At 59.7% G+C, this 19,169-nt stretch carries 20 protein-coding genes; 11 read left to right on the top strand and 9 right to left on the bottom strand.

The genetic code is table 11. The features are described 5' to 3' along the window. From NKI59_RS33325 to NKI59_RS33340, 4 genes are all read left to right on the top strand, one after another. On the top strand, positions 1-185 hold a 185-nt coding region (locus tag NKI59_RS33325), incomplete at its 5' end, for a Rieske 2Fe-2S domain-containing protein (RefSeq protein ID WP_352707938.1). A 569-nt stretch (positions 186-754) separates the two neighbouring features. After that, positions 755-1,792: a YncE family protein gene (locus tag NKI59_RS33330; protein ID WP_352708751.1), complete on the top strand. Its 1,038-nt coding sequence runs from the start codon at positions 755-757 to the stop codon at positions 1,790-1,792. A gap of 216 nt (positions 1,793-2,008) precedes the next feature. Continuing rightward, on the top strand, positions 2,009-2,212 hold the full coding sequence (locus tag NKI59_RS33335) for a c-type cytochrome (RefSeq protein ID WP_352708766.1): 204 nt from the start codon (positions 2,009-2,011) through the stop codon (positions 2,210-2,212). A gap of 803 nt (positions 2,213-3,015) precedes the next feature. Further along, entirely contained in the window at positions 3,016-4,158 is a 1,143-nt protein-coding gene (locus NKI59_RS33340) for an MFS transporter (protein WP_352594643.1), read from the top strand. 545 nt (positions 4,159-4,703) lie between these two features. Here NKI59_RS33340 and NKI59_RS33345 read toward each other — a convergent pair. Continuing rightward, positions 4,704-4,904 carry a hypothetical protein gene (locus NKI59_RS33345; protein WP_352708752.1) on the bottom strand — a complete coding sequence of 67 codons (201 nt, stop codon included), beginning with the start codon at positions 4,902-4,904 and terminating at the stop codon, positions 4,704-4,706. A 64-nt stretch (positions 4,905-4,968) separates the two neighbouring features. Here NKI59_RS33345 and NKI59_RS33350 point away from each other — a divergent pair, with 64 nt between their 5' ends. Both NKI59_RS33350 and NKI59_RS33355 read left to right on the top strand, forming a co-directional pair. Next, positions 4,969-5,160 carry a DUF6494 family protein gene (locus NKI59_RS33350; protein ID WP_023679340.1) on the top strand — a complete coding sequence of 64 codons (192 nt, stop codon included), beginning with the start codon at positions 4,969-4,971 and terminating at the stop codon, positions 5,158-5,160. Positions 5,161-5,874: 714 nt separating this feature from the next. Continuing rightward, entirely contained in the window at positions 5,875-7,128 is a 1,254-nt protein-coding gene (locus tag NKI59_RS33355) for an OmpP1/FadL family transporter (protein WP_352708754.1), read from the top strand. Positions 7,129-7,473: 345 nt separating this feature from the next. Here the strand turns inward: NKI59_RS33355 and NKI59_RS33360 are convergent, their stop codons facing one another. Then, positions 7,474-7,749, bottom strand: a complete 276-nt coding sequence (locus NKI59_RS33360; protein WP_352594575.1) for a hypothetical protein — start codon at positions 7,747-7,749, stop codon at positions 7,474-7,476. A gap of 122 nt (positions 7,750-7,871) precedes the next feature. Continuing rightward, positions 7,872-8,156 (bottom strand): hypothetical protein, encoded by a 285-nt coding sequence (locus NKI59_RS33365; protein ID WP_352708756.1) that lies wholly within the window; start codon positions 8,154-8,156, stop codon positions 7,872-7,874. A gap of 155 nt (positions 8,157-8,311) precedes the next feature. Here NKI59_RS33365 and NKI59_RS33370 point away from each other — a divergent pair, with 155 nt between their 5' ends. Both NKI59_RS33370 and NKI59_RS33375 read left to right on the top strand, forming a co-directional pair. Next, positions 8,312-8,554: a hypothetical protein gene (locus NKI59_RS33370; protein WP_352594572.1), complete on the top strand. Its 243-nt coding sequence runs from the start codon at positions 8,312-8,314 to the stop codon at positions 8,552-8,554. 181 nt (positions 8,555-8,735) lie between these two features. After that, positions 8,736-9,176: a hypothetical protein gene (locus NKI59_RS33375; protein WP_502897500.1), complete on the top strand. Its 441-nt coding sequence runs from the start codon at positions 8,736-8,738 to the stop codon at positions 9,174-9,176. Between the two features lie 136 nt (positions 9,177-9,312). On the opposite strand, the gene NKI59_RS33380 is transcribed toward NKI59_RS33375, so the two are convergent. The 6 genes from NKI59_RS33380 to NKI59_RS33405 form a co-directional block, all read right to left on the bottom strand. Then, positions 9,313-10,461 (bottom strand): response regulator, encoded by a 1,149-nt coding sequence (locus NKI59_RS33380; RefSeq protein ID WP_352708757.1) that lies wholly within the window; start codon positions 10,459-10,461, stop codon positions 9,313-9,315. Between the two features lie 12 nt (positions 10,462-10,473). After that, the gene (locus NKI59_RS33385) at positions 10,474-10,839 is read right to left on the bottom strand and encodes a response regulator (protein ID WP_352594569.1); all 366 of its coding nucleotides are present in this window, start codon (positions 10,837-10,839) and stop codon (positions 10,474-10,476) included. Continuing rightward, the gene (locus tag NKI59_RS33390) at positions 10,836-12,812 is read right to left on the bottom strand and encodes a sensor histidine kinase (protein ID WP_502901146.1); all 1,977 of its coding nucleotides are present in this window, start codon (positions 12,810-12,812) and stop codon (positions 10,836-10,838) included. The genes NKI59_RS33385 and NKI59_RS33390 overlap by 4 nt, the downstream gene beginning before the upstream one ends. Before the next feature lie 97 nt (positions 12,813-12,909). Next, positions 12,910-13,467 (bottom strand): SCO family protein, encoded by a 558-nt coding sequence (locus NKI59_RS33395; protein WP_352708760.1) that lies wholly within the window; start codon positions 13,465-13,467, stop codon positions 12,910-12,912. A 26-nt stretch (positions 13,468-13,493) separates the two neighbouring features. Then, positions 13,494-14,603, bottom strand: a complete 1,110-nt coding sequence (locus tag NKI59_RS33400; protein WP_352594565.1) for an ABC transporter substrate-binding protein — start codon at positions 14,601-14,603, stop codon at positions 13,494-13,496. Between the two features lie 32 nt (positions 14,604-14,635). After that, positions 14,636-15,619, bottom strand: coding sequence for an ABC transporter substrate-binding protein (locus NKI59_RS33405; RefSeq protein ID WP_352708762.1), 984 nt, complete (start codon positions 15,617-15,619; stop codon positions 14,636-14,638). Positions 15,620-16,296: 677 nt separating this feature from the next. Between NKI59_RS33405 and NKI59_RS33410 the strand changes: the two genes are divergently transcribed. The 3 genes from NKI59_RS33410 to NKI59_RS33420 all read left to right on the top strand — a co-directional run bounded on the left by NKI59_RS33410 (position 16,297) and on the right by NKI59_RS33420 (position 19,070). Next, the gene (locus tag NKI59_RS33410; protein WP_352708763.1) at positions 16,297-16,764 is read left to right on the top strand and encodes a GNAT family N-acetyltransferase; all 468 of its coding nucleotides are present in this window, start codon (positions 16,297-16,299) and stop codon (positions 16,762-16,764) included. 1,164 nt (positions 16,765-17,928) lie between these two features. Then, positions 17,929-18,600 carry a Crp/Fnr family transcriptional regulator gene (locus NKI59_RS33415; RefSeq protein ID WP_029356805.1) on the top strand — a complete coding sequence of 224 codons (672 nt, stop codon included), beginning with the start codon at positions 17,929-17,931 and terminating at the stop codon, positions 18,598-18,600. A gap of 224 nt (positions 18,601-18,824) precedes the next feature. Continuing rightward, positions 18,825-19,070: a hypothetical protein gene (locus NKI59_RS33420; protein WP_352708764.1), complete on the top strand. Its 246-nt coding sequence runs from the start codon at positions 18,825-18,827 to the stop codon at positions 19,068-19,070. Positions 19,071-19,169: the final 99 nt, after the last annotated feature.

Consider the following 19,169-nt stretch of genomic DNA (forward strand, 5'->3'; position numbering starts at 1 on the left):
AAGCGGTACACATCGCCGACGGACTGGTCATGGATTACGAGGTCGAATGCCCCAAGCACGCGGGCGCCTTTGACTATCGCACCGGCGCGGCAAAGCGGCTGCCGCCTTGTGTCAATCTCAGGACCTATCCTGCGAGGGTCGAAGAGGGCTCCATCCTGGTTGCGATGCCAGTGACAGGAGCCTGAGGCTTGGTGGGGCAGTCGACCTGCTCCCGTACCGCTTCGGTCAGTTAACTACTATGCAAGCGGCGTGCCTAAATGTGCGCTTCCGACTATTTCTGCCTGAAAACTGCCGGTCCGCTATTCGGCCCAAAACCGCCAGGCGGCAACGCGCCTGATATCGCACTTTGAGATCAGCTTTGCCGTTTCCTGAAAACTGACATCGCAGGCGACCCCACTGGAGGTCATGGTGGCGCCATTTGCCGACCTTCATTGCGTTTCTCCAAACCTGCCGTTCGCGCTACAGCCTGATACGACCATCAGCGGGCATGGCTGCGTCCTTGGCTCCGCGCTATCAGTAATCAGTGCCGCTATCGCTTGGTTACGTCATGGTAAAAATCTGATGCTGGACATCAGAGGTCGAACGGTCGGAGTCGACCACCCAAAGCCGAAGTTCTATCCGCGACACTATCCAATTGCCCGTCGCTTGTAATCAAGAGGTCATTGGCCTAATCTGAACTGAGGGGATGAGCAGTCTCCCCGTCAGACGGCTTCCGTCCAAGCACTGCGCAAGATCCTATTGAGGGATGGCGCGCGTGAATGGTACGTTCCTTTCGATTGCACCTCACTTATTGTCGCGAATTGTCGCAACTGCTTTGATGGCTGCGGCAAACCTGCCGGTTGCGACGTTTGACGCTGCGGGCCAAGGCACGGAGCCGCCATTACGGCTCGAGGCCAGAATCCCACTCGGAGATGTGCGCGGCCGCATCGATCACATGGCGATCGATTTAAAGAGGCGGCGCTTGTTCGTTGCAGAACTCGGCAACAACAGCATGGCGGTGGTCGATCTCACCCATCGAACCGTGCTTCGCACAATCAAGGGATTACGGGAACCACAAGGTGTCGCCTACCTGCAAGGGACCGACACCCTGTATGTCGCGAATGCCGGCGACGGCTCGGTTCGATTGTTTCGAGGAGCCGATTATGCCGCTATCGGGAAAGTCGACCTAGGGGAAGATGCCGACAATGTTCGCGTGGATAGCGCGACCAATCGGGTCTTTGTAGGGTATGGCAGCGGTGCGCTGGCTGTCATCAATCCCACGACTAACCGGAAAACCGGCGATGTGCCGCTAAAGGCGCATCACGAAAGTTTTCAGCTCGACGCGAGGACGAGCCACGCCTTTGTGAACCTGCCGGACATACATTCAATCGCGGTCGTCGACCGCACATCACTGGCTCAAATCGCAACCTGGCCGACCGCCGGTTTAGCCGGTAATTTTCCGATGGCGTTGGACGACCCTCACCAGCACGTCCTTATAGCTTTTCGCCACCCTGCGTGGCTCGGCATCTTCTCCATGGGAGACGGTTCGCTCGTCGCGACTGCGAAGATTTGCGGTGATGCCGACGATGTTTTCGTCGATTCGAAACGGCAGCGAGCCTACATCAGCTGCGGAGACGGATTCATTGACGTGATGGATACCTGGGACCCGCCATATCGACGCATCGCGCATATTCCGACTGTGTCCGGTGCACGCACTTCGCTCTTTGTTCCCGCGCTTGACCTGCTTCTTCTCGCGGTTCGAGCGAGCGGAGAGCAGCTGCCGGCAATCTGGGCGTTTCGTCCAACACCTTGAGGTGCGCACCCGTGTGGACGACACGCTCCAGATTGCCAATCGTTTTCCTGTTGAGCTGCACACCGATTGCCTATTCGGCACCGGGCGGAGATGCTTCAATGGCCAGGACCTCTAAGCCCTCAATTTCTTGCATCACGTTTCCAGCGATACCTTGCAAATCGCCGTACATGCCGACGGTCGACTCGATTACGCCTTGTTGGATGATGCTGAGCTCTATTGGATCATGCAAAACGGCATAAAATGACCGGGATGCCTGCGTTTGGTCCAACGCACAACCAGGAAGAGCTATGGGCGATGGTGGCCTTTACCCGACGTCTTCCAGAGATGTCGCAATCGGAATACGAGAAAATCACCGAAGCCTCTGAAGGGCATCATCAGGCTGGAGGTGAAGACCGTGCACCGGCTGCGTTTCGCAAGTGAGTCGTACAGGGACTGCGGAAGGGCGGTCGTGATCGCTGTCCGGTCGTGAGGACGAAGGGCCGCCTGATCCTCGGCTGTAGATCGTGTTCGCGCATCAGGCGACGAATCTTCCCTGCCGGCCAGGGCGGTGACGCTTGATAGCCAGGTTCGAATTTGTTGCGGAGGGCGCTGCTGGGATCACCGGTCCTAACTTGGTAAGACGTAGGTAGGTTGGATTGTCCGGTTCAATTGGTCATGACTGCGACGCAACGTCCGCTTCCGAGACGCGATCTGACGGAACTTCTTCCGCGATGGCAGCCTTCTTTTCAAGTTGCGACAGATGCAGGACCTCTTCGAGACAGAGCGCGCCGCCATCTCCGTTGCCGACCGTCCCGCGCCGCGAATTCACGCGGGCCAACTCGAGGACGACCTGAGGACAACCGGGGCGACGCGCGTTGGTGTATATGACGATCGGCACGGTGAAGTGGGTGGAGCTTGGTGTCCGCACGCCCTGTATGCAAGGTCACGGGCAGGTTCTGCCCCTATTCCCGACCTTGACAGCCAAGCGCAATATGCGCCAGTTGCGTCTTCGGTCGTTGCAAGCGGTTGACACGATATGATGCAGCATTGTTGGGCAGCAGCCTGAGGATTGAAACCGATATTCACCTCGTTGGAAGTCTAACGCGACTCCGTCATGATCTTCCGGCCCTGTCGAGCGACGCTGCCAAAGCCGTTGACGCCAACGCAGGTGATGAGGGCAGGCTAGATCAGTGCAGCAGATCCGCCCGGCGACTTATCTTTTCGCGGCCCGAGCCTTGCGCGACATGGGCGACGGCTTCGTGGCCGTTCTGTTGCCGGTCTATCTCCTCGCATTAGGCTTCGCGCCTCTGCAGGTCGGCATCATTGCAACCGCATCGCTGCTCGGTTCAGCGCTCTTGACCATCGCCGTCGGACTCCTTGGTGCCCGACACGATCACCGCCAACTCCTGCTTGCCGCCGCCAGTCTGATGGTCGCCACGGGTGTGGCCTTTGCTGTGGTCCACGACTACGCGCTGCTTTTGGTGATCGCCTTCGCAGGCACCATCAATCCGTCGGCCGGCAGCGTCAGCGTATTCGTGCCCTTAGAGCATGCCGTGCTCACACGCGAAGTCACCCACGCCGCGCGGACCAAGATGTTCGCGCGCTACAGCCTTGTGGGTGCGCTCGCAGCCGCGGTTGGCGCGCTCGCTTCGGCGACACCTGATCTTCTGGCTCCAGCCGGCCTCGATCAACTCACCGGCATCAAGGCGATGTTCGTGCTCTATGCGTTGCTGGGCCTGCTCGGCGGTCTCCTTTACGCGCAGATCCCGCAGCGCCGTCCAACGTCGGACCCCGGCAGCACGTCCGCGCTTGGCCCCTCGCGGAATATCGTTTTCAAGCTTGCGGCCCTTTTTAGCCTTGATGCCTTTGCCGGCGGCTTCCTCGTCCAGTCGCTGCTTGCCCTGTGGCTTTTCGAAAAATTCGACCTGTCGCTTTCGGAAGCGGGCTTTTTCTTCTTCTGGTCCGGCGTCCTTTCGGCGTTCTCATTCCCCGTTGCCGCCTGGCTGTCGCGGCACATCGGACTCATCAACACGATGGTGTTCACACACATTCCGTCCAGCATCGCCCTGATGCTGGCGGCGCTTGCGCCGACGCTCCCTCTGGCGCTCGCCCTGCTGCTGATCCGTGCCGCGCTTTCGCAGATGGACGTCCCGACGCGCTCATCTTACGTCATGGCGGTCGTCACGGAGGCGGAGCGGGCAGCCGCCGCGAGCTTCACATCGGTCCCGCGCAGTTTGGCTGCCGCAGCCAGTCCCGCCCTGGCGGGCGCTCTGTTCGCTGCCTCGTTCCGGGCATGGCCCCTCCTCATCTGCGGCACACTCAAAATCATTTATGATCTGCTGCTGCTGATGCAGTTCCAGAACGTCAAGCCGCCAGAGGAACGCTGATATTTCTTGAGCGGGAGGGGTCAATCGCGAAGGCAAATGTTGGAAAGGTCGTCGATCACTTCGGCTCTGACTCCGGACTTGTCGAATGCCTAATGTGACCCGACATCCTCGACGCGATGCCTGCAGACCATCACCCGCAGCGCAGCAGACAACGAAAGTCTCCGCTGGGCTCTGCCGATCAGGTAGGCCGTGCTTTGTAAAAGCGGCACCAACCATCGGGGCTGATTTCACCCGCGACAATCTCGGATGCATTCGGCTTCAGGAAATGGGTGCACCCGGCACAGCGGCGACCTTTGTTTGGAACATCCTAATAAAGCGCCACAGGCTTTGGGGTTGTTTCGGCGCCGCGCGCCGCAGGCTGACCTGTCATGCAGGAAGGACACCTGCACCGGCAAATCGCCGCGCCGGTCATCGACACCTTAAGAAATTTCCGGCGAGACAGCGCTTGCCCTGGCTCACGTTGTGCCGACCCGCAATTTATCTCACCACGATCTTCTTTAATGATCTTTCCTCTCAATCGAACCCAAAGAAGCGCCGAGTGCTGATCAGATCGATTTGAGGTACTCGATCAGATCACTCTTTTCCTGATCGGTCAGATCAAGGCCGAGATGGCCGTCATCGTGCTCCTTCTGCGCAAGACGTCGATCGGTTCCACTCCTCCACTCCTCCTGCCAGGGGTCGATCAAGTTTAAGGACCGGACGTCTCCTCCCGGCTCGAGGTCTATTTCAATAAAACCGTACGTCACCGTCCTGCTTCCTTGATCCCTTGCCTTCCCTTACAATCCCTTCCGGACACAGAGGAGTTCCGCCATGAGCGAAGACGCCGTCAACATGTCGATCCGCAAGTTCCTGAAGGAAGTCGGCGTCACCTCCCAGCGCAAGATCGAGGAGACGGTGCGCGAAGGGCAAATCGGCGGCAAGAAGCTGAAGGTCCGCATGACGCTGACGGCGGAAGGCACCGGCCTCAACCACGTGGTGGACGGCGAGATCGAACTTCCATAAGCCGGGCGAAGCGACCTAGCGAAACGTCCGACGCGGCCGAAAGCGGTCGAGACGGATCAGCGGTTGGAATGGCGTTTGGCCGGGTCGATGTAGTACCGCTCACCCTACGCTCTTGCGATTCTGAGGGAACGGCTCGCTCCGGGTCAATTCACGGCCATGACCCCAAGCGGACGCTCATTCGCCCAGGCGAGGTCGTGGAGGCGCCATTTCAGGCCGCTGGCGCCGTTGATCAGGATGGCCACCCCGCATCAAAAGCGCACGTACCGATTTACCAGTTGCTCCGCTTTTCGCGTTCAAATGCACAGCTTTTGGTCTCCTGCCGTTCTCTTAGGGGATGGCCGGGGAGGTTTTTCAGGCAAAGATGACTTCGGCGAACTCTCATCAGTTGGTGGCTCTGTGGCCGATGTGTCACACAGCAAGACGCAATGCCGGTTCGGGTCAAAAAGCAATTGATTGGTACGCAATGATAATTCACCTTCATATCAAGGCGGGCTTGGCTGGATGATGCAGAGGGGGACCTCTGAATGCGCCTGAGCCATTTTGTCCGTGACGGTTTGGCAAGTAGGGCACCTAGATTTGCTCTCATTCCATCATTGACGTGCCAGAAGTGCTGGCCGCCTGCCGTCGACACCAACAACAGCTTCCGATCTTCTACTTCTTCTGACTTGACACTGCCGTCGCCTCGATGCGCCGGCGGCCATCGAGAGTAGCGAGATGCGCGCAATACCCTTTGTTTCGACGATAGTGGCGATGGTAGCGGAGGTCGCGACAGCGGAGGCCGGGGGCTTTGCGGTCCGCGAGCAATCCGCCTACGGACAGGGCTCGAGCTTTGCCGGCATGGCAGCGCCGGGCGATTCGATCAGCTCGATGTTCTGGAATCCGGCGGCGGTGACCACGGTGACCAATCCGACCATCGAGGGCAATCTGACAGCCATTTTCCCGCGCTCGGAGCTTGATGTCGACCCCACGCGTTCAACGCTTACGGCGTTGGGCATTACAGGCAATGGCGGCAACGTTGGCGAGACCGGCATCGTGCCGGCGGGCTATTTTGCAGTGCCGGTCACCGACGAGTTCTATATCGGCTTGAGCGTCACCGCGCCCTATGGCCTCACTACGACTTCGCACGCGCCATGGGTCGGGATGTTCAGCCATCTCGACGCGGAGGTGGTGTCGGTCAACGCGACTCCGGTGCTCGGCTTCAAGCTCAATGACATGATCAGCGTCGGCATCGGCATGCAGATCGAGTATTTCGACGTCGACATCGAAACGGCGCTCGCACCGACCGCCACGCCGCCACGGCAACAGCTTAAGGGCGATGACGTCAATGCCGGTTTCGTTGCCGGCGTGACGTTGACGCCCTTCGACGGCACTACCATCGGCATCGGCTACCGTTCGATGGTCAAGCATTCGCTGAACGGCAGCCAGTCCTTCGGCATCCCCGTCGTTACGCCGATCGGCACGATACCCGCGGGAACCTATCCGGTCTCCGCCGACATCACGCTACCTGAAACTGTATCGATCGGCGTGCGTCAGCGCATCAACGACGCTTTCACGGTCATGGCCGGCATGGAGTGGGCCAATTGGAGCCGGATTCAGACCGTGCCGTTCGGCGGTTCGCCGGCCCGCACGAGCTTGGCACTCGATTTCGACGATGGATGGTTCTTCTCGCTCGGTGGCGAGTACAAATACAATCCCAATTGGACGTTCCGGGCCGGTCTCGGCTATGAGATCGCACCAACCACGGACGAGCACCGCTCCATGCGCCTGCCGGATGCAGACCGCGTCTGGGCCAGCATTGGCGCGAGCTACAACTGGAACGAGCGGCTTTCGATCAACGCCGCCTATACACACCTCTTCGTAGACGATGCGCCGGTCGACGAAACGACGGCAAACATTCGTTATGCCGGTGCGGCCGACGGCCGCGTCGACATCATCTCGCTCGGCGTGCGTTACAAATTCGGCGGATAGGAGTTCAATCCCTTGGCGCGCAGTTCGGCAGGGCTGCAGGAACAAGGTCCGCGCCGTCCTTTGATGGCAGCCTCGGCCTTCAGGCGCTTGCAGGCAGCCTCCGCGAGCCTTCAGAAAAATACCTTTGGCTCACCGCCGGAGGAGTCGATCAAGTCCAAGAACTTCCGGCAAGGCAATAGCTAGCTGAACTCCGCGACGCGCAGTTGTCGCTCAAGCCATTTGGCGAGCATTGGGAAGCGATCGACCATCTGCATCGGGACATAAAGTGGGCGCTCAATCTGCTTAACAATAGGCCGGCGGACTACGAGGAGCCGCATTTCGCGCCCATGTCGCGAGGGTGAAGAACTAGCCTATCAGTTTAGTGAAGTCGTGGCGCCGCGCGCGAACATGTGCCAGCAAATTCGTTTCGTTTACGACCCCTGATTGAAAGAGGTTCAGCGTGGTCGAGGCCAGAATCTGACCGTCTATCGGGGTGCTGTACCATTTGGCGTCGGCGGTTACCTGGTCGACAACCCGCTGGCAGATCGCCCGATCTTTAGGTCTAAGGAACTGACTGTTCAGTGCTCGTAGCATCTCGACGCCTTGAAACGGGGAGTCACCTGTCTCCCGCGCGATACCCATGCGTGGTCTCCGAGCATGGACCCTAAACGCATTCAGGCAGAAAATTGCCATTCGTTTGAGTGGTACCGATGTCGCGTGGATAAGCGGCGGTCCGCGAGCTAATCCACCATGTCGCGGAGCGGCTACTTGCGCTTTGGCGTCCTGTACTTCTCGACCAGCCTGACCTTGTCGATGTCGATCGTCACCAGCGGTCCCAGATCGACGGTCACCCTGCCGCCTTCCTCGTCTATGCGCGTGATCTGTCCGGCAAGCTCGATCTGCTGCCCCTTCTTCACCTTGGTATGATCGATGATCGAATGCGGAAAGCTATAGCTCGGGATGGAAACGCTGACGTGGTCCTCAGTGACCCGTCTGCGGACTGTGGCTGTGATCGCCACCACGTCACCAATACCTATGCCCCGCGCCATTCCATGAGTCTGGTGCGCTCGGCGCCTTACTCAAGATATTGCTAATTATGGATGAGCCCGCTTCCTCCAATCGATGGATGAAACCGATCGTGGGCCGGTGCTACTTTGATGCATCTCGCGACTTACCCGACAAGAGCTGGCTCCAGGGGCAAAATATGAGCAAGGCGACTCTCATTGCTATCGCAATCCTCGCGATCAGTGTCGGCTGTGCCGAAGCCAAGGACCGTAAGGTCGAAACCGCGACGCTCGGCACGTACGCCAATTCGAAGAACCTGCCGGTTTGTACCGCGTCAAGCTCACTCTTCGAAGTCCTCGGTGATAAATGTTTTCTCGTCACAGGTTCGATGATCTATGGCGACATCGCCGAACTCTCCCGGACAATCACTTTGAGTTGGTAGCAACAACCTCCCAGCGCGGCCTCCATTCTCCGGTATGAAGTTGCGTCGCAGGGGCTGCCTTCGCCCAGATATCGACCCAGTCTTGGAAGATAGACCGCATCAGTCGTCTACCTTTGCCTGAGCTGAAAAGCTGATCGAAACAATTCGGAATAAGGGTGCTCGTTTTGCCGTACCTGGTGTGGTGGATCTTAGCGACATCGCGGCCAGCGCCGACGGCGTCGCCAAGATCGTGCTCGAGTCCATTCAGGAAATGTTGCTGAAGCTCGCCCTGCAAATGGCTCGAGACGACTTCGAGGATCGCCGAGAACGCCAGAGGCAAGGCATCGAATTGGCAAAGGCGGGCGGGAAATATGCTGGACGCCAAGCTGACCTGGTGACACACGAACGCATTATTGTCTTCCGGTCTGGCGGCAACAGTATCAGCAGGACGGCGAAGCTGACCGGCTGCAGCGAAGCGCAGGTGAAGCGCGTCTGGGCTCGACATCAGAAGGAAAGCGGGAAGCAGGAAATGTTGTCGCAAAAGTTGAGTTCTGCGACTGTGCAAAGTCCGATGCAAAACCGTCGCCTTGATCGGGAGTTTTCGCGACTATGGAAGGTCGCGAGAGGTGGTTTTCTTCCGTAGCTCCCTCGATCGGAACGAGAAAAAAGCGCCAATTGCTGCCGTTCGCTTGCTGCCGACGAACGACCGCTTTCCACACCGGTCATTTCATGCCGTCGCTCGGTTCGCCCGCGGGTCACTCATTGGGCTGCGTTCATCACTAACTTGACCGGCCAAGCCACCGGACAACTTCGTAAGCCAGCATAGGGCGGCGAAACCCCTTCAGCCTCAGTTCGCCAACTGGAACGGATTCGACCAATGATTCAACGGCACCAAGAACCCGTTGGCTGACGAGAATCTGGCGAGACTTGGCCTCCTCGCACAATCGAGCCGCATGGTTCGACACAGTGCCAATCACCGCATAGTCCGCGCGCTGATCGAAACCGATCCGCCCTATGGTGGCGTGGCCCCGGGCAATACCGATTCCGAAGCCAAGCAAGTAGTCCCGTTTGCGCCATCGCTCTGAATGCTCGTCAATTGCGTCACGCATCGCCGCAGCCATTGAGACAGCCCTCTCGGTGTGATCGGCACAGGGCAGCGGATCATTGAAAACAACAACGATACCGTCGCCCACGAACCGCTCCAAAGTCCCCTCGTGACGGACGATTTGTTCGCCGAGACAGGAATGGTACTCGCCAAGGACCATCATTACCTCCTCGGGCTCGGCAGTCTCGGCGAAGGCTGTAAAGCCGCGCAAGTCGCAGAAAACGACGGTCACCTCGCGACGGTGGCTTTGAAGAAGCGCGTCTCCATTGCCTGCCGCAACGACAAGGTCGGCGACCTGCGCGGGAAGAAAGCGTCGGAGCCGGCCGATTCGCTCGATCTCCGTAACCTGCTCCGCCACTGTTTGTTCAAGAGAGCGATTCCATGCAGCCAATTGCGCTGCCTGATCCTCGAGGAGCCGCGTCTGGCTCTCCACGGTATCGTATAGCGCCTTCTGGCGCAGCATCGAGCGTACGCGCGCCATTAGTGCCCTGTGCTCGAACGGCTTGGTTAGATAGTCATCGCCGCCGGCATCCAACCCCTCGACCACATCTCGTGTATCGGCTTTTGCGGTCACAAGGATAACGGGGATCGATCGCAGGGAAACGTCTGCCTTAAGCGTCCGCACGACGCTTATCCCGTCGAGCTTCGGCATCATGATGTCGAGGAGGATCAGGTCCGGCTTGAGGGTGCGCACCATGGCAAGCCCCTCTTCGCCGTCCGCTGCAGTCACCACTTCGTAGCCATTCGCCTCGAGGCGCATGCGCAGGATTTCGAGATTTTCCGGCGTGTCGTCGACGGCGAGAATGCGAGGCGGATCGTGCAAGGCCCTGTCTCCTCAGGAAAGCAACTCCCGGATCTTGGCAAGCAGCTGGCGCGGACTGAATGGCTTGGCAATGTAGCCATCGCACCCTGCAGCAAGGGCTTTCGCTTCGTCGCCTGACAATGCGTAGGAGGTGACGGCGATTATCGGAATGTGCCGGAGCGCCGGGTCAGCCTTTATGCGGTTGGCAGCTTCATACCCGTCGATCACCGGAAGCTGAATATCCATCAGGATCAGGTCCGGCTTTTGCGCTGCGGCGGCAGCGACGCCGGCAGCACCGTCCGCGGCCTCGATCAGTTCGTATTCGGTGGTGGCGATGAGATCGCGCACGATCTGCCGGTTGTCCTCGGTGTCTTCCACCATCAGGATTCTCTTCCTCATGCTGCCTTCACATCCTCTCCCGCTCGGATCGGTATCTTCATGCGGAATGTCGAGCCTGAACCCGGCACGGACTCGACGCCTATGGTTCCACCATGCATTTCGACGATACGCTTCGAAATCGCCAGGCCGAGACCCGTGCCACCCTTCTGCCTGGTGCTGCTGTTGTCGACCTGTTGGAATTCATCGAAAATGAGCGCCTGGTCTGTGGGTGCAATGCCGGGACCCGTGTCGCGTACGATGATCTCGAAGTGGCCGTCGACCGCGTCGGCAAGGATGTCGATCGCGCCCCTCTCCGTGAACTTGACGGCATTGCCGGCAAGGTTGAGCAGGACTTGGGTCAGGCGGCGTTCGTCCCCGCGGCCCAGGGGAAGGTTTTCGGCGACGGTCACAGCGAGCGAAAGCCCTTTTGAACGCGCCAGCGGCTCCACAGCTGTAACGGTCGATCGAACAATTTGCCCAACGGAATAATCCTCGAGCGCCAGCGTGAGCTGACCCGCTTCGATCTTTGAAAGATCGAGCACGTCGTTGATGAGCCCCAAGAGATGACGGCCGTTTGCTTGCACGCGCGCCACGGTTGCCTTTGCTTTGTCCGGGAGCTCCCCGTAAATCCCGTCGACCAAAAGTTCGGTAAAGCCCAGAACCGAATTGAGCGGCGTCCTCAGCTCGTGGCTCATATTCGCGAGGAACTGAGACTTATGGCGGCTGGCCGCCTCTAGCTCCCGGCCTTTTTCTTCGATCTCGCGGAACAGCTTCGCGTTTTGAATGGCAAGCACCGATTGGGCTGCAAAGGTTTCCATCAGATGGACGATTTGCTGGTCGAATTCACCTGGGTTGCGTCGCCTGACGACGAGCGCGCCGACGATCTTGTTCGGCCTGAGCAGCGGAACCACCAGGACGCCGCGATATCCGGCGTCGAGGACGATCTTCTGAGCGGGAGAGGGCGTTCCTTCGCTGAGATCGGGTACCTGGACAGGCGCACGGCGCCGTGCGGCGTCGCCAATCCCGGGATCGTTCAGCCCGATGGCCTGGTCGGAAATCGCGGCAATGAGCTCATCGCCCATCCCATAAGTCGCGCGTGAGCGGAATTGTTGTCTGGTGCTGCTGAACACATAGATAGTGCCCGCATCCGTGTCCGAGAGTTGAACTGCCTTCGCCACGATCGTCTGTAGCACCGTGTCGAGATCGAGCGTCGAATTGACCGCCTTGCTGACTTCCCCGAGCGCCTCCAGTTCGCCGACTGATCGCGCAAGCTCGGCCGTGCGCGCCTGCACCTCTTGATATAGCCGCCCCAGCTGCTCGGACGTCTGGTTGACATTGCCGGCAAGCACTCCGAGCTCGTCCCGATTGACGACGGCAACCTGCTGCGCAAAGTCGCCGGCTGCTATCTGGCGCAGACGCGTCTCGATCTTCTTGACCGGCTCGATCAACGACCAGGAGATGATGTAGCCAAGCGCCAGCGCCAGCAGAATGCTACCCACCGCAAAGGAGACCACGATCAGCCGGGAGGTGCCGTACGCCCCCTTGGTCGTTTCGATGGCGGTCACCATGTCGGCTTCGGCGATGTTGACCAACTGGTTCGTCAGCCGTTCGAGGCGCTCGGCCAATGGCATGATCTCAGTTTGCTGAACCTTGCGCGCCTCGTCCGTGCGGCCGGCGCGGATGAGCTCCACGACCTGTGTCACCCCCGCCGTAAACCGGTCGTACTCTTGCCGGACTTGGCCGAGCACTGCCGCCTCACTTTCGGCCACGAACTCCATGCGGTCGAGGTCGTAGCCAAACTGGCTGAGCTGGCGCAGCGCTGCATCCAGCATCCGGTCGTCCTGAAGCAAGAGCGCGGTAGAGATGCTGTAGAGTTGGTTCGTCGTGTCGTGCTGAACCTGGCGGTAGGCTGCGATCCGGCGCTGCAGCTTGATCAACTCATTTGTTTGATCGTTGATCCCGCTCAACACCTGCAACCCGACGGCCCCGAGCACGATCAGCAGGCCGACGATCGACAGAAAGGCGATCAGCAGCTTGGTCTGCACGCGCGCCGGCAGCCGCGCAACCCAGCCCACCAGCCGGTTTGTGATGTTATTTGGATTCGTCCAAGAGGCTGAGAAGGTCACCCCGGAACTCCTCCAAGTCGAACCGGACGCCGAGATACTGTACGCGCAAGGTGCCGGTCGGGTCTATGAGCGACGTCAGGAATGTGTGATCGACGTCTCCTTTCGCCACCTTCCTCGCGAAGATGCCGTACTTGCGTCCGACCTCACGGATGGTTGTCGGATCGCCTGTGAGAAACGCCCAACCGTCCAGATCAGCGCCGAAGTCCTGTGCATATTGCTTCAGCACTTCGGGCGTATCGTGCTCCGGATCGACGGTGATCGAAACGAAGGCAACACTGGGCCCGAACGCAGAACCTAGCTTGTCCTGCACGTGCGCCATGTTGGCGGTCAGCATCGGGCAGAGGTCGGGACAATAAGTATAGATGAAGGTGACGGCGACCACCTTGCCGCGAAAGTCGTGGAGCGACACGGGCGCTCCATCCTGCGACGTCAGCGTAAAATCGGGGGCCGGTCCGATCCTCGGCAGGCGCTGGTCGTGCGGCGCGTCGTGCGCGAGCGCTGGCCAGGGAACAAGCAGCGCCAACAGCAGAGCGCCGGCCAGCCACCTGCTCATATCTTCAACTCGCGCTTCAGTTCGTTGAGGAAACGCCAGTCGGTGCCTTGGGCCAGGAGCTTCTGGGGGGCGCTCTTGAGCATCCCGACCTCGTGTAGGCGCAGGGCGTAGAAGCGCAGGGTGTCCTCCGCGCTATACTCGCGCCACTGACCGTAGGGGATCTCCTTCATGACCTGGACGGCAAGGTCGTAGCGCTTAGTAAAGCCCTGGTCCAACAGGAACTGCGCGGACTGCTCGGGCTCGCTGGCGCAGAAATCCGCCGCTTTCAAGATGGCGCGGAGGGCGCGTTTGGTGGCCACCGGATTCGTGCGGACGAACTCCCGGTTCCCAGCCAGCATGCAGCAGAAGTATTGCGACCAGGGCCGGTCCACAGTGCTGCTAATGACCACATGGCCGATCTGCTGCTCCCGCATCTCCTGCGGTTCGGGGGGAAAGCCTAGGTAGGCATCGATCTTCCCCTCACTTAGGAGCCGGATGGATTCGGATCCCGGATGCGTGACGAAGTGTATGTCCTTGTGGAGGTCCAGGCCCACATACGCCGTCATAGTGGCGAGAAAGACGTATCGGCTGGAATCCAGCGCCGGCACGGCCACGGTCTTCCCCTTGAGGTCGCGAATCGCCTGGACGCGATCGGTCCCGAACAGCTCAAAGCAGCCGACGTGGAGTCCTGCCAGGATGACGATGGGATCCCCCGCCTCCAGGCGGAGAAGGAGCGGGGCGGCGAAATGGTTATTAAGGTCGGCTTCACCGGAGGCGAGGGCCGTCTCGATATCTGCGGTCCCCTCTTTTTGGAGGTAAGTGACCTCGGTGAACCCTTCGCTGCGCAGCAGTTCTTCGGCTACATACTGGGGGGCCTGACAGATGCTGGGAATCCGGACGAGCCGGATCCGCGTGGTCTCAGGCGGTGGCTCCGCAGCGGCGGCTCGCCTGGGGTGCCACCCCAGTAGCCCCGCTGTCCCCGCCAGCGTTATCCCACGCAGGAACCTCCGTCGGCTGAACCGTCCGGGGTATAGGGTATGCATGGGAACCTCCCTTCCAAATGCTGGCCAGTGTGACACCGAGAACGCTGACCGGTGGACAAGCCCGAGCGTCGGCCATGCCAGCATGGCGAGCTCCAGGCCATATATTTACTAGTTGCTCACGTCTTCAACTCGCGCTTCAGCTCGTTGAGGAAGCGCCAGTCCGTGCCCACGGCGATGATCGTCTGTGGGCTTGACTTGATCATGCCGTAAAACCGTACGGTGTCCTCGGGCTCGTATTCGCGCCACTTGCCATAAGGCACGTCATTCATCGTCTGCAGGGCATAGTCATAGTTGGTGGTGAACCCGTTATCGACGATCTGTTGCGCGACGCGCCGTGGCTCGGTGAAACAAAGGTCCGCCGCTCTGAAAATGGCGCGCAATACGCGCTTGGTGGCAGCCGGATTGTTCCGAACGAACTCCGCATTGCCCGCCAGCATGCAGCAGAAGTACTGCGACCAGGGACGATCGATAGCACTATTTACGACCACACGGCCGATGTTGCGGGCGCGCAGCTCCTGAGGCTCGGGCGGAAAGCCGAGGAACGCATCGACCTTTCCTTCTACAAAAAGCTCCATGGGCTTTGCGGAGGGACTGGAGACCCAGCTGATGTCCTTGTCGGGATCGAGCCCGACATAAGCTGCCATGCTGGTCACGAACACATGCGGGGTTGATCCCAGTCCTTGTATGCCGACACTCTTGCCCTTCAGGTCTGTGATGCTGCGGATATTCTCTTTTCCGAAGAGTTCAAAGCAACCGGGGTGCACGCCCGCCAGCACCGTGATCGGATCTCCGGCATCGATCGCAAGGGCGAGTGGTGCGGCGAAATTCAGACTGAAATCCACCTCGCCGCGCGCGATCTTCTCCGATTGCCCGACGCCTGCTTCCGCTGCCACATAACGGACGTCGGTGAAGCCCTCTGCGCGCAGCAGTTCCTCTGCTACGTACTGCGGCGCAATGCAGATGCCACTGATCTTTGCAAGGCGGATGGAGGTGGTCTCAGGCGGGGGCTCGGCCCGGGCGCTTGTCGCTCTGCCGAGAAGGCCCGCGAGACCAGCTGCCGCAGCGCCGGCTAAGAAATGGCGGCGATTCTGGATCTGCATCGGATGCTGCTCTCCCACAAGCTGCAAACAGATTGCAGTCGGAACGAACAAAAGAGGTTCCGGCAGAAGCGGATAGTCTCGTGAGCGCGCCGAGTAGTCAAAGCGCGCCCAGTCCAGATGTGGGAGTCTTACGCTCTCAGTCGCCGGACCAGGAATGTCCCAACCAGCGATAAGCAAATATACTCCTGATTTGCGTTTGGAGCGAGGGTAAAGCTCAATCGCTGCCAAAACACAACCTAGAGCAGCGGGGCCCGTTTTGGGTCCACATTCTACCTGAGCCACGCGAACACAGATCGCCACATCGGCTGCCCCGCAGCCTCCGACACCCGAACGTCCGCCGTACTCTTTTTCGGACCTTCGACAGCGTGTCGACGATCGTCTGCATCGGATCATGGGTTTGAATTCGACCGCCGTCGAACGAACTTCTGTTTTGGCTCTGGAATGTTGCCCTTCGCCTCGTCAATTGGAACGAGCAAGTTGCGCCATGTTCAGACATTCGCGGTGCTTCTCCAGAGCGGACGTTAGCTCATCGGTAGGAGTCGACCTGCGGACCATGCCTGATGGTAGGTGTAAGGGAACGGGGTGACCCCCATGCGATGAAGCGGCGGTAGGCCGCCGCTCCGAATTTGAGCGGCCCGTCCGGCAACGCTATAATTGACCGGCAGGGGACGTTATCGATGACGCAAATCAGAGCCATGACTGAGCAGGACGTGCCGTCGGTATCGCTGCTCATTGGAGAGTCTTGGCGCAGGACGTACTCGCCAATCATGGGTGCCGAGACCGCGGCCCGGATTTTGGATGAAGATCACACGCTGCAGCGGATTGCGGCGGAACTGACAGACACCAACAAAATGTCGTTCGTGGCAGAACGGCCAGACGGCTCGATTGCCGGCTACGCGATGGCTAAGATGAATGAAGCCGGCGACGTCATGCTTGACCGGCTCCACATCGATCAAAGCGAGTACGGCACCGGGCTAGCCGCTAATATATTGCACGCTGTCTTTGCCGCCCATTCCGGCATCCCGAGCATCGCACTCGAAGTGCTCGAGGGAAACGACCGGGCAATGGCCTTTTACTGCAAACATGGTTCGAAGTGGTCGATCGCAGGGCCGCGTCGCACGGTGCAGAAGGCCATGCATCGTTGATTATGCGCAAACTGCTATCGCGCGCCTAGTCGGAACTCGCGCATCGAACAGTACATCACGTCTTCCGTCCCCAGCGCACCGGCGGCCTCCCCGCTCGCAATCCAAATAGACGTCTTTCAGCTGTTTGATTGGCATGTCAGCGTGAGCGAACGCGAGGTCCTGAGCGTCAGAAGCCGACAATGAAGCCGGACTGATTGCGATCAGCAGTGCCGAGCGTCACAGGCGCGAGGGACTTAACAACTGACATGATCATTTTGAGATCCTCCCCAGCTCCCGTCGGTCAACATTCAGTCCTTGGGGTCGCAGGTGTAGTGCCGTTCGAAGGTCCCGTCCGCGCGCCGCTGCTTGTCGAAGCCGCGATGTAAGGCTCGATCGCGCGCTCGTGGACCAGCCAAAGGGGATCTCGGCCGAGGCGTAGCCACTGCCGGCGGCCAACCATTTCGGGATCGAGGCCGAAGCGATCCTGGTGCGCTCGATCGTCGTGCCGGCCGCGCCTGCCTCCGCATGACGGATGGCGCGGCTTCGCAAATCGCACATGATTTCGTCACGTGAGATGCCGATGTCGCCAAGGACGTCATCGGGTAAACGGCTCAACTGGTCCGTTGCCGACAAGAGAGCTTTTCGCTCGGCGCGGAGGCGTAACCACCTGCGAAATGGACCAATGGCGGCAGCATGAATTATAACCATGATCAGATCGTCCCTTCATTGATCTGAATTGACCGGTACGGAACGGCGCGAACGGCACTCCGGGCGGAGAGCGTCAGCCGTCCGCGAGAAGTTAGGCGTAGTGGTCGGTGGATTGGTTTTGCCGCGGCGTGCCTATACGGCGGGCGGTGGCTGGCCCCGGGCCACGCATGTAATAAAGCTCCGGGCGGTAGCGCGGCGCGACAAATTTGCGAAACCCCGCAGCAAGTTTTGTGACGGGAGCCAAGAATTTCATGACTGTTCCCTTTCCCTTCGCCGGCTTGCACACGAGCCGGCGGGCCTGACGTTGCAACAAGGATATGACAGTCGAACCAGGCTCGGCTGTGGGAATTCCCACACCGGGCAAAACATTGGCGAAATCCGCTCCCAGTTTGCATCCCGGAAAGCGGGGCCTGCGGCCATCAAATTTCCTTGGATAGGGAGTAAGGTGAAGTACACTTGATTGAACAAGAGACCGTTGTGACAGGCTCTCTGGCCTTCATCTCAAGACTTTGCGATGCCGACCTCGCCGCGCTGACCAAACGGTGGCACGAGCGCAGCTATCGACACAACGAGCTAATCATTTCCCACGGCGACACTGGTCGCGATGTCTTCTTCCTGCTGGAAGGACGGGCTCGCGTGACACTGGTTTCAGCGGACGGCAGGGAGATAGCGTATCGCGATGTCGAACCGGGTGACATTTTCGGGGAGCTCGGAGGCATTGACGGGATTGCACGCTCTGCCAGCGTAGTCGCGCTGGAGGCAACCCGCGCTGCACGGCTGTCCGGCACAGCATTCCGGGATATCGTGATGACCCACCCGACTTTTGCCTGGATGCTGCTTGAGCATCTGTCTGCCCAGCTCCGGCGCATGACCGAGCGGGTATTCGAATACAGCACTCTGGTCGTGCGAAAACGGCTGATCGTCGAGCTCCTGCATCGGGCGGAGAAAGCCGCACTCGTGGACGGCGAGGTGTCCATAAGCCCGGCACCGACGCATTCCGAGCTGGCGGCAACGATGAGCACGCACAGGGAAGCGGTCTCGCGCGAAATGAGCGACCTCGCCAAGAGAGGCCTGATCGAAAAGCGCGGCAGCAGGTTATTGCTGCATGACGTCTCGGCACTACGGGCGCTGGTCGACAAGAAGGAATAGCGAAGGCTGTCGCTGCGGCGGGGGGCACCGCACGTTTCATACTCCTCGGCCGCAAGTGATTATTCCTTCCGGCAAACCGGGCAACCTAGCGTGCCAGCGCGCGGGTCGGGCTTTGATCGCTTCACCCCTTGCAAGAATCATGACTCGGCTTCTTGATGCGGGCACGGAACGTTATCCCCAGCCTGCTTGCAGACTTACAAGGGCGGATCGAAGGGTGAAGCCGCATGGACGTTAAATACCAAATCTTCGTCAGCTCGACCTATGCCGATTTGGTGGACGATGCACGCATGGGTCGCGGCCACGTCCCGACCCTACAGTGGCAGGCCGGCGTCTTCATACCCATCCATGAAATGTTGTCGATCGGCCTCGTGCCGGAACGGTTGTGTGCTTGCCCAGTGCTGTATCGAGAAATCCGGATTGGAGGCGAGGAATTGCCTTGCTTCCTCCCTGGCCTCTTCCATATGCCCTAGACGTCATGTTCCGAGGCGGAGAACGGTGGCCCGCCCTTTCGTGCGATTAAAAGACGAGGGTTGCTCGGATGGGCCGAGCCGATCCTCACGCACGGAGAG

This window comes from Mesorhizobium sp. M0598 (assembly GCF_040320865.1).
Lineage (GTDB): Bacteria > Pseudomonadota > Alphaproteobacteria > Rhizobiales > Rhizobiaceae > Mesorhizobium.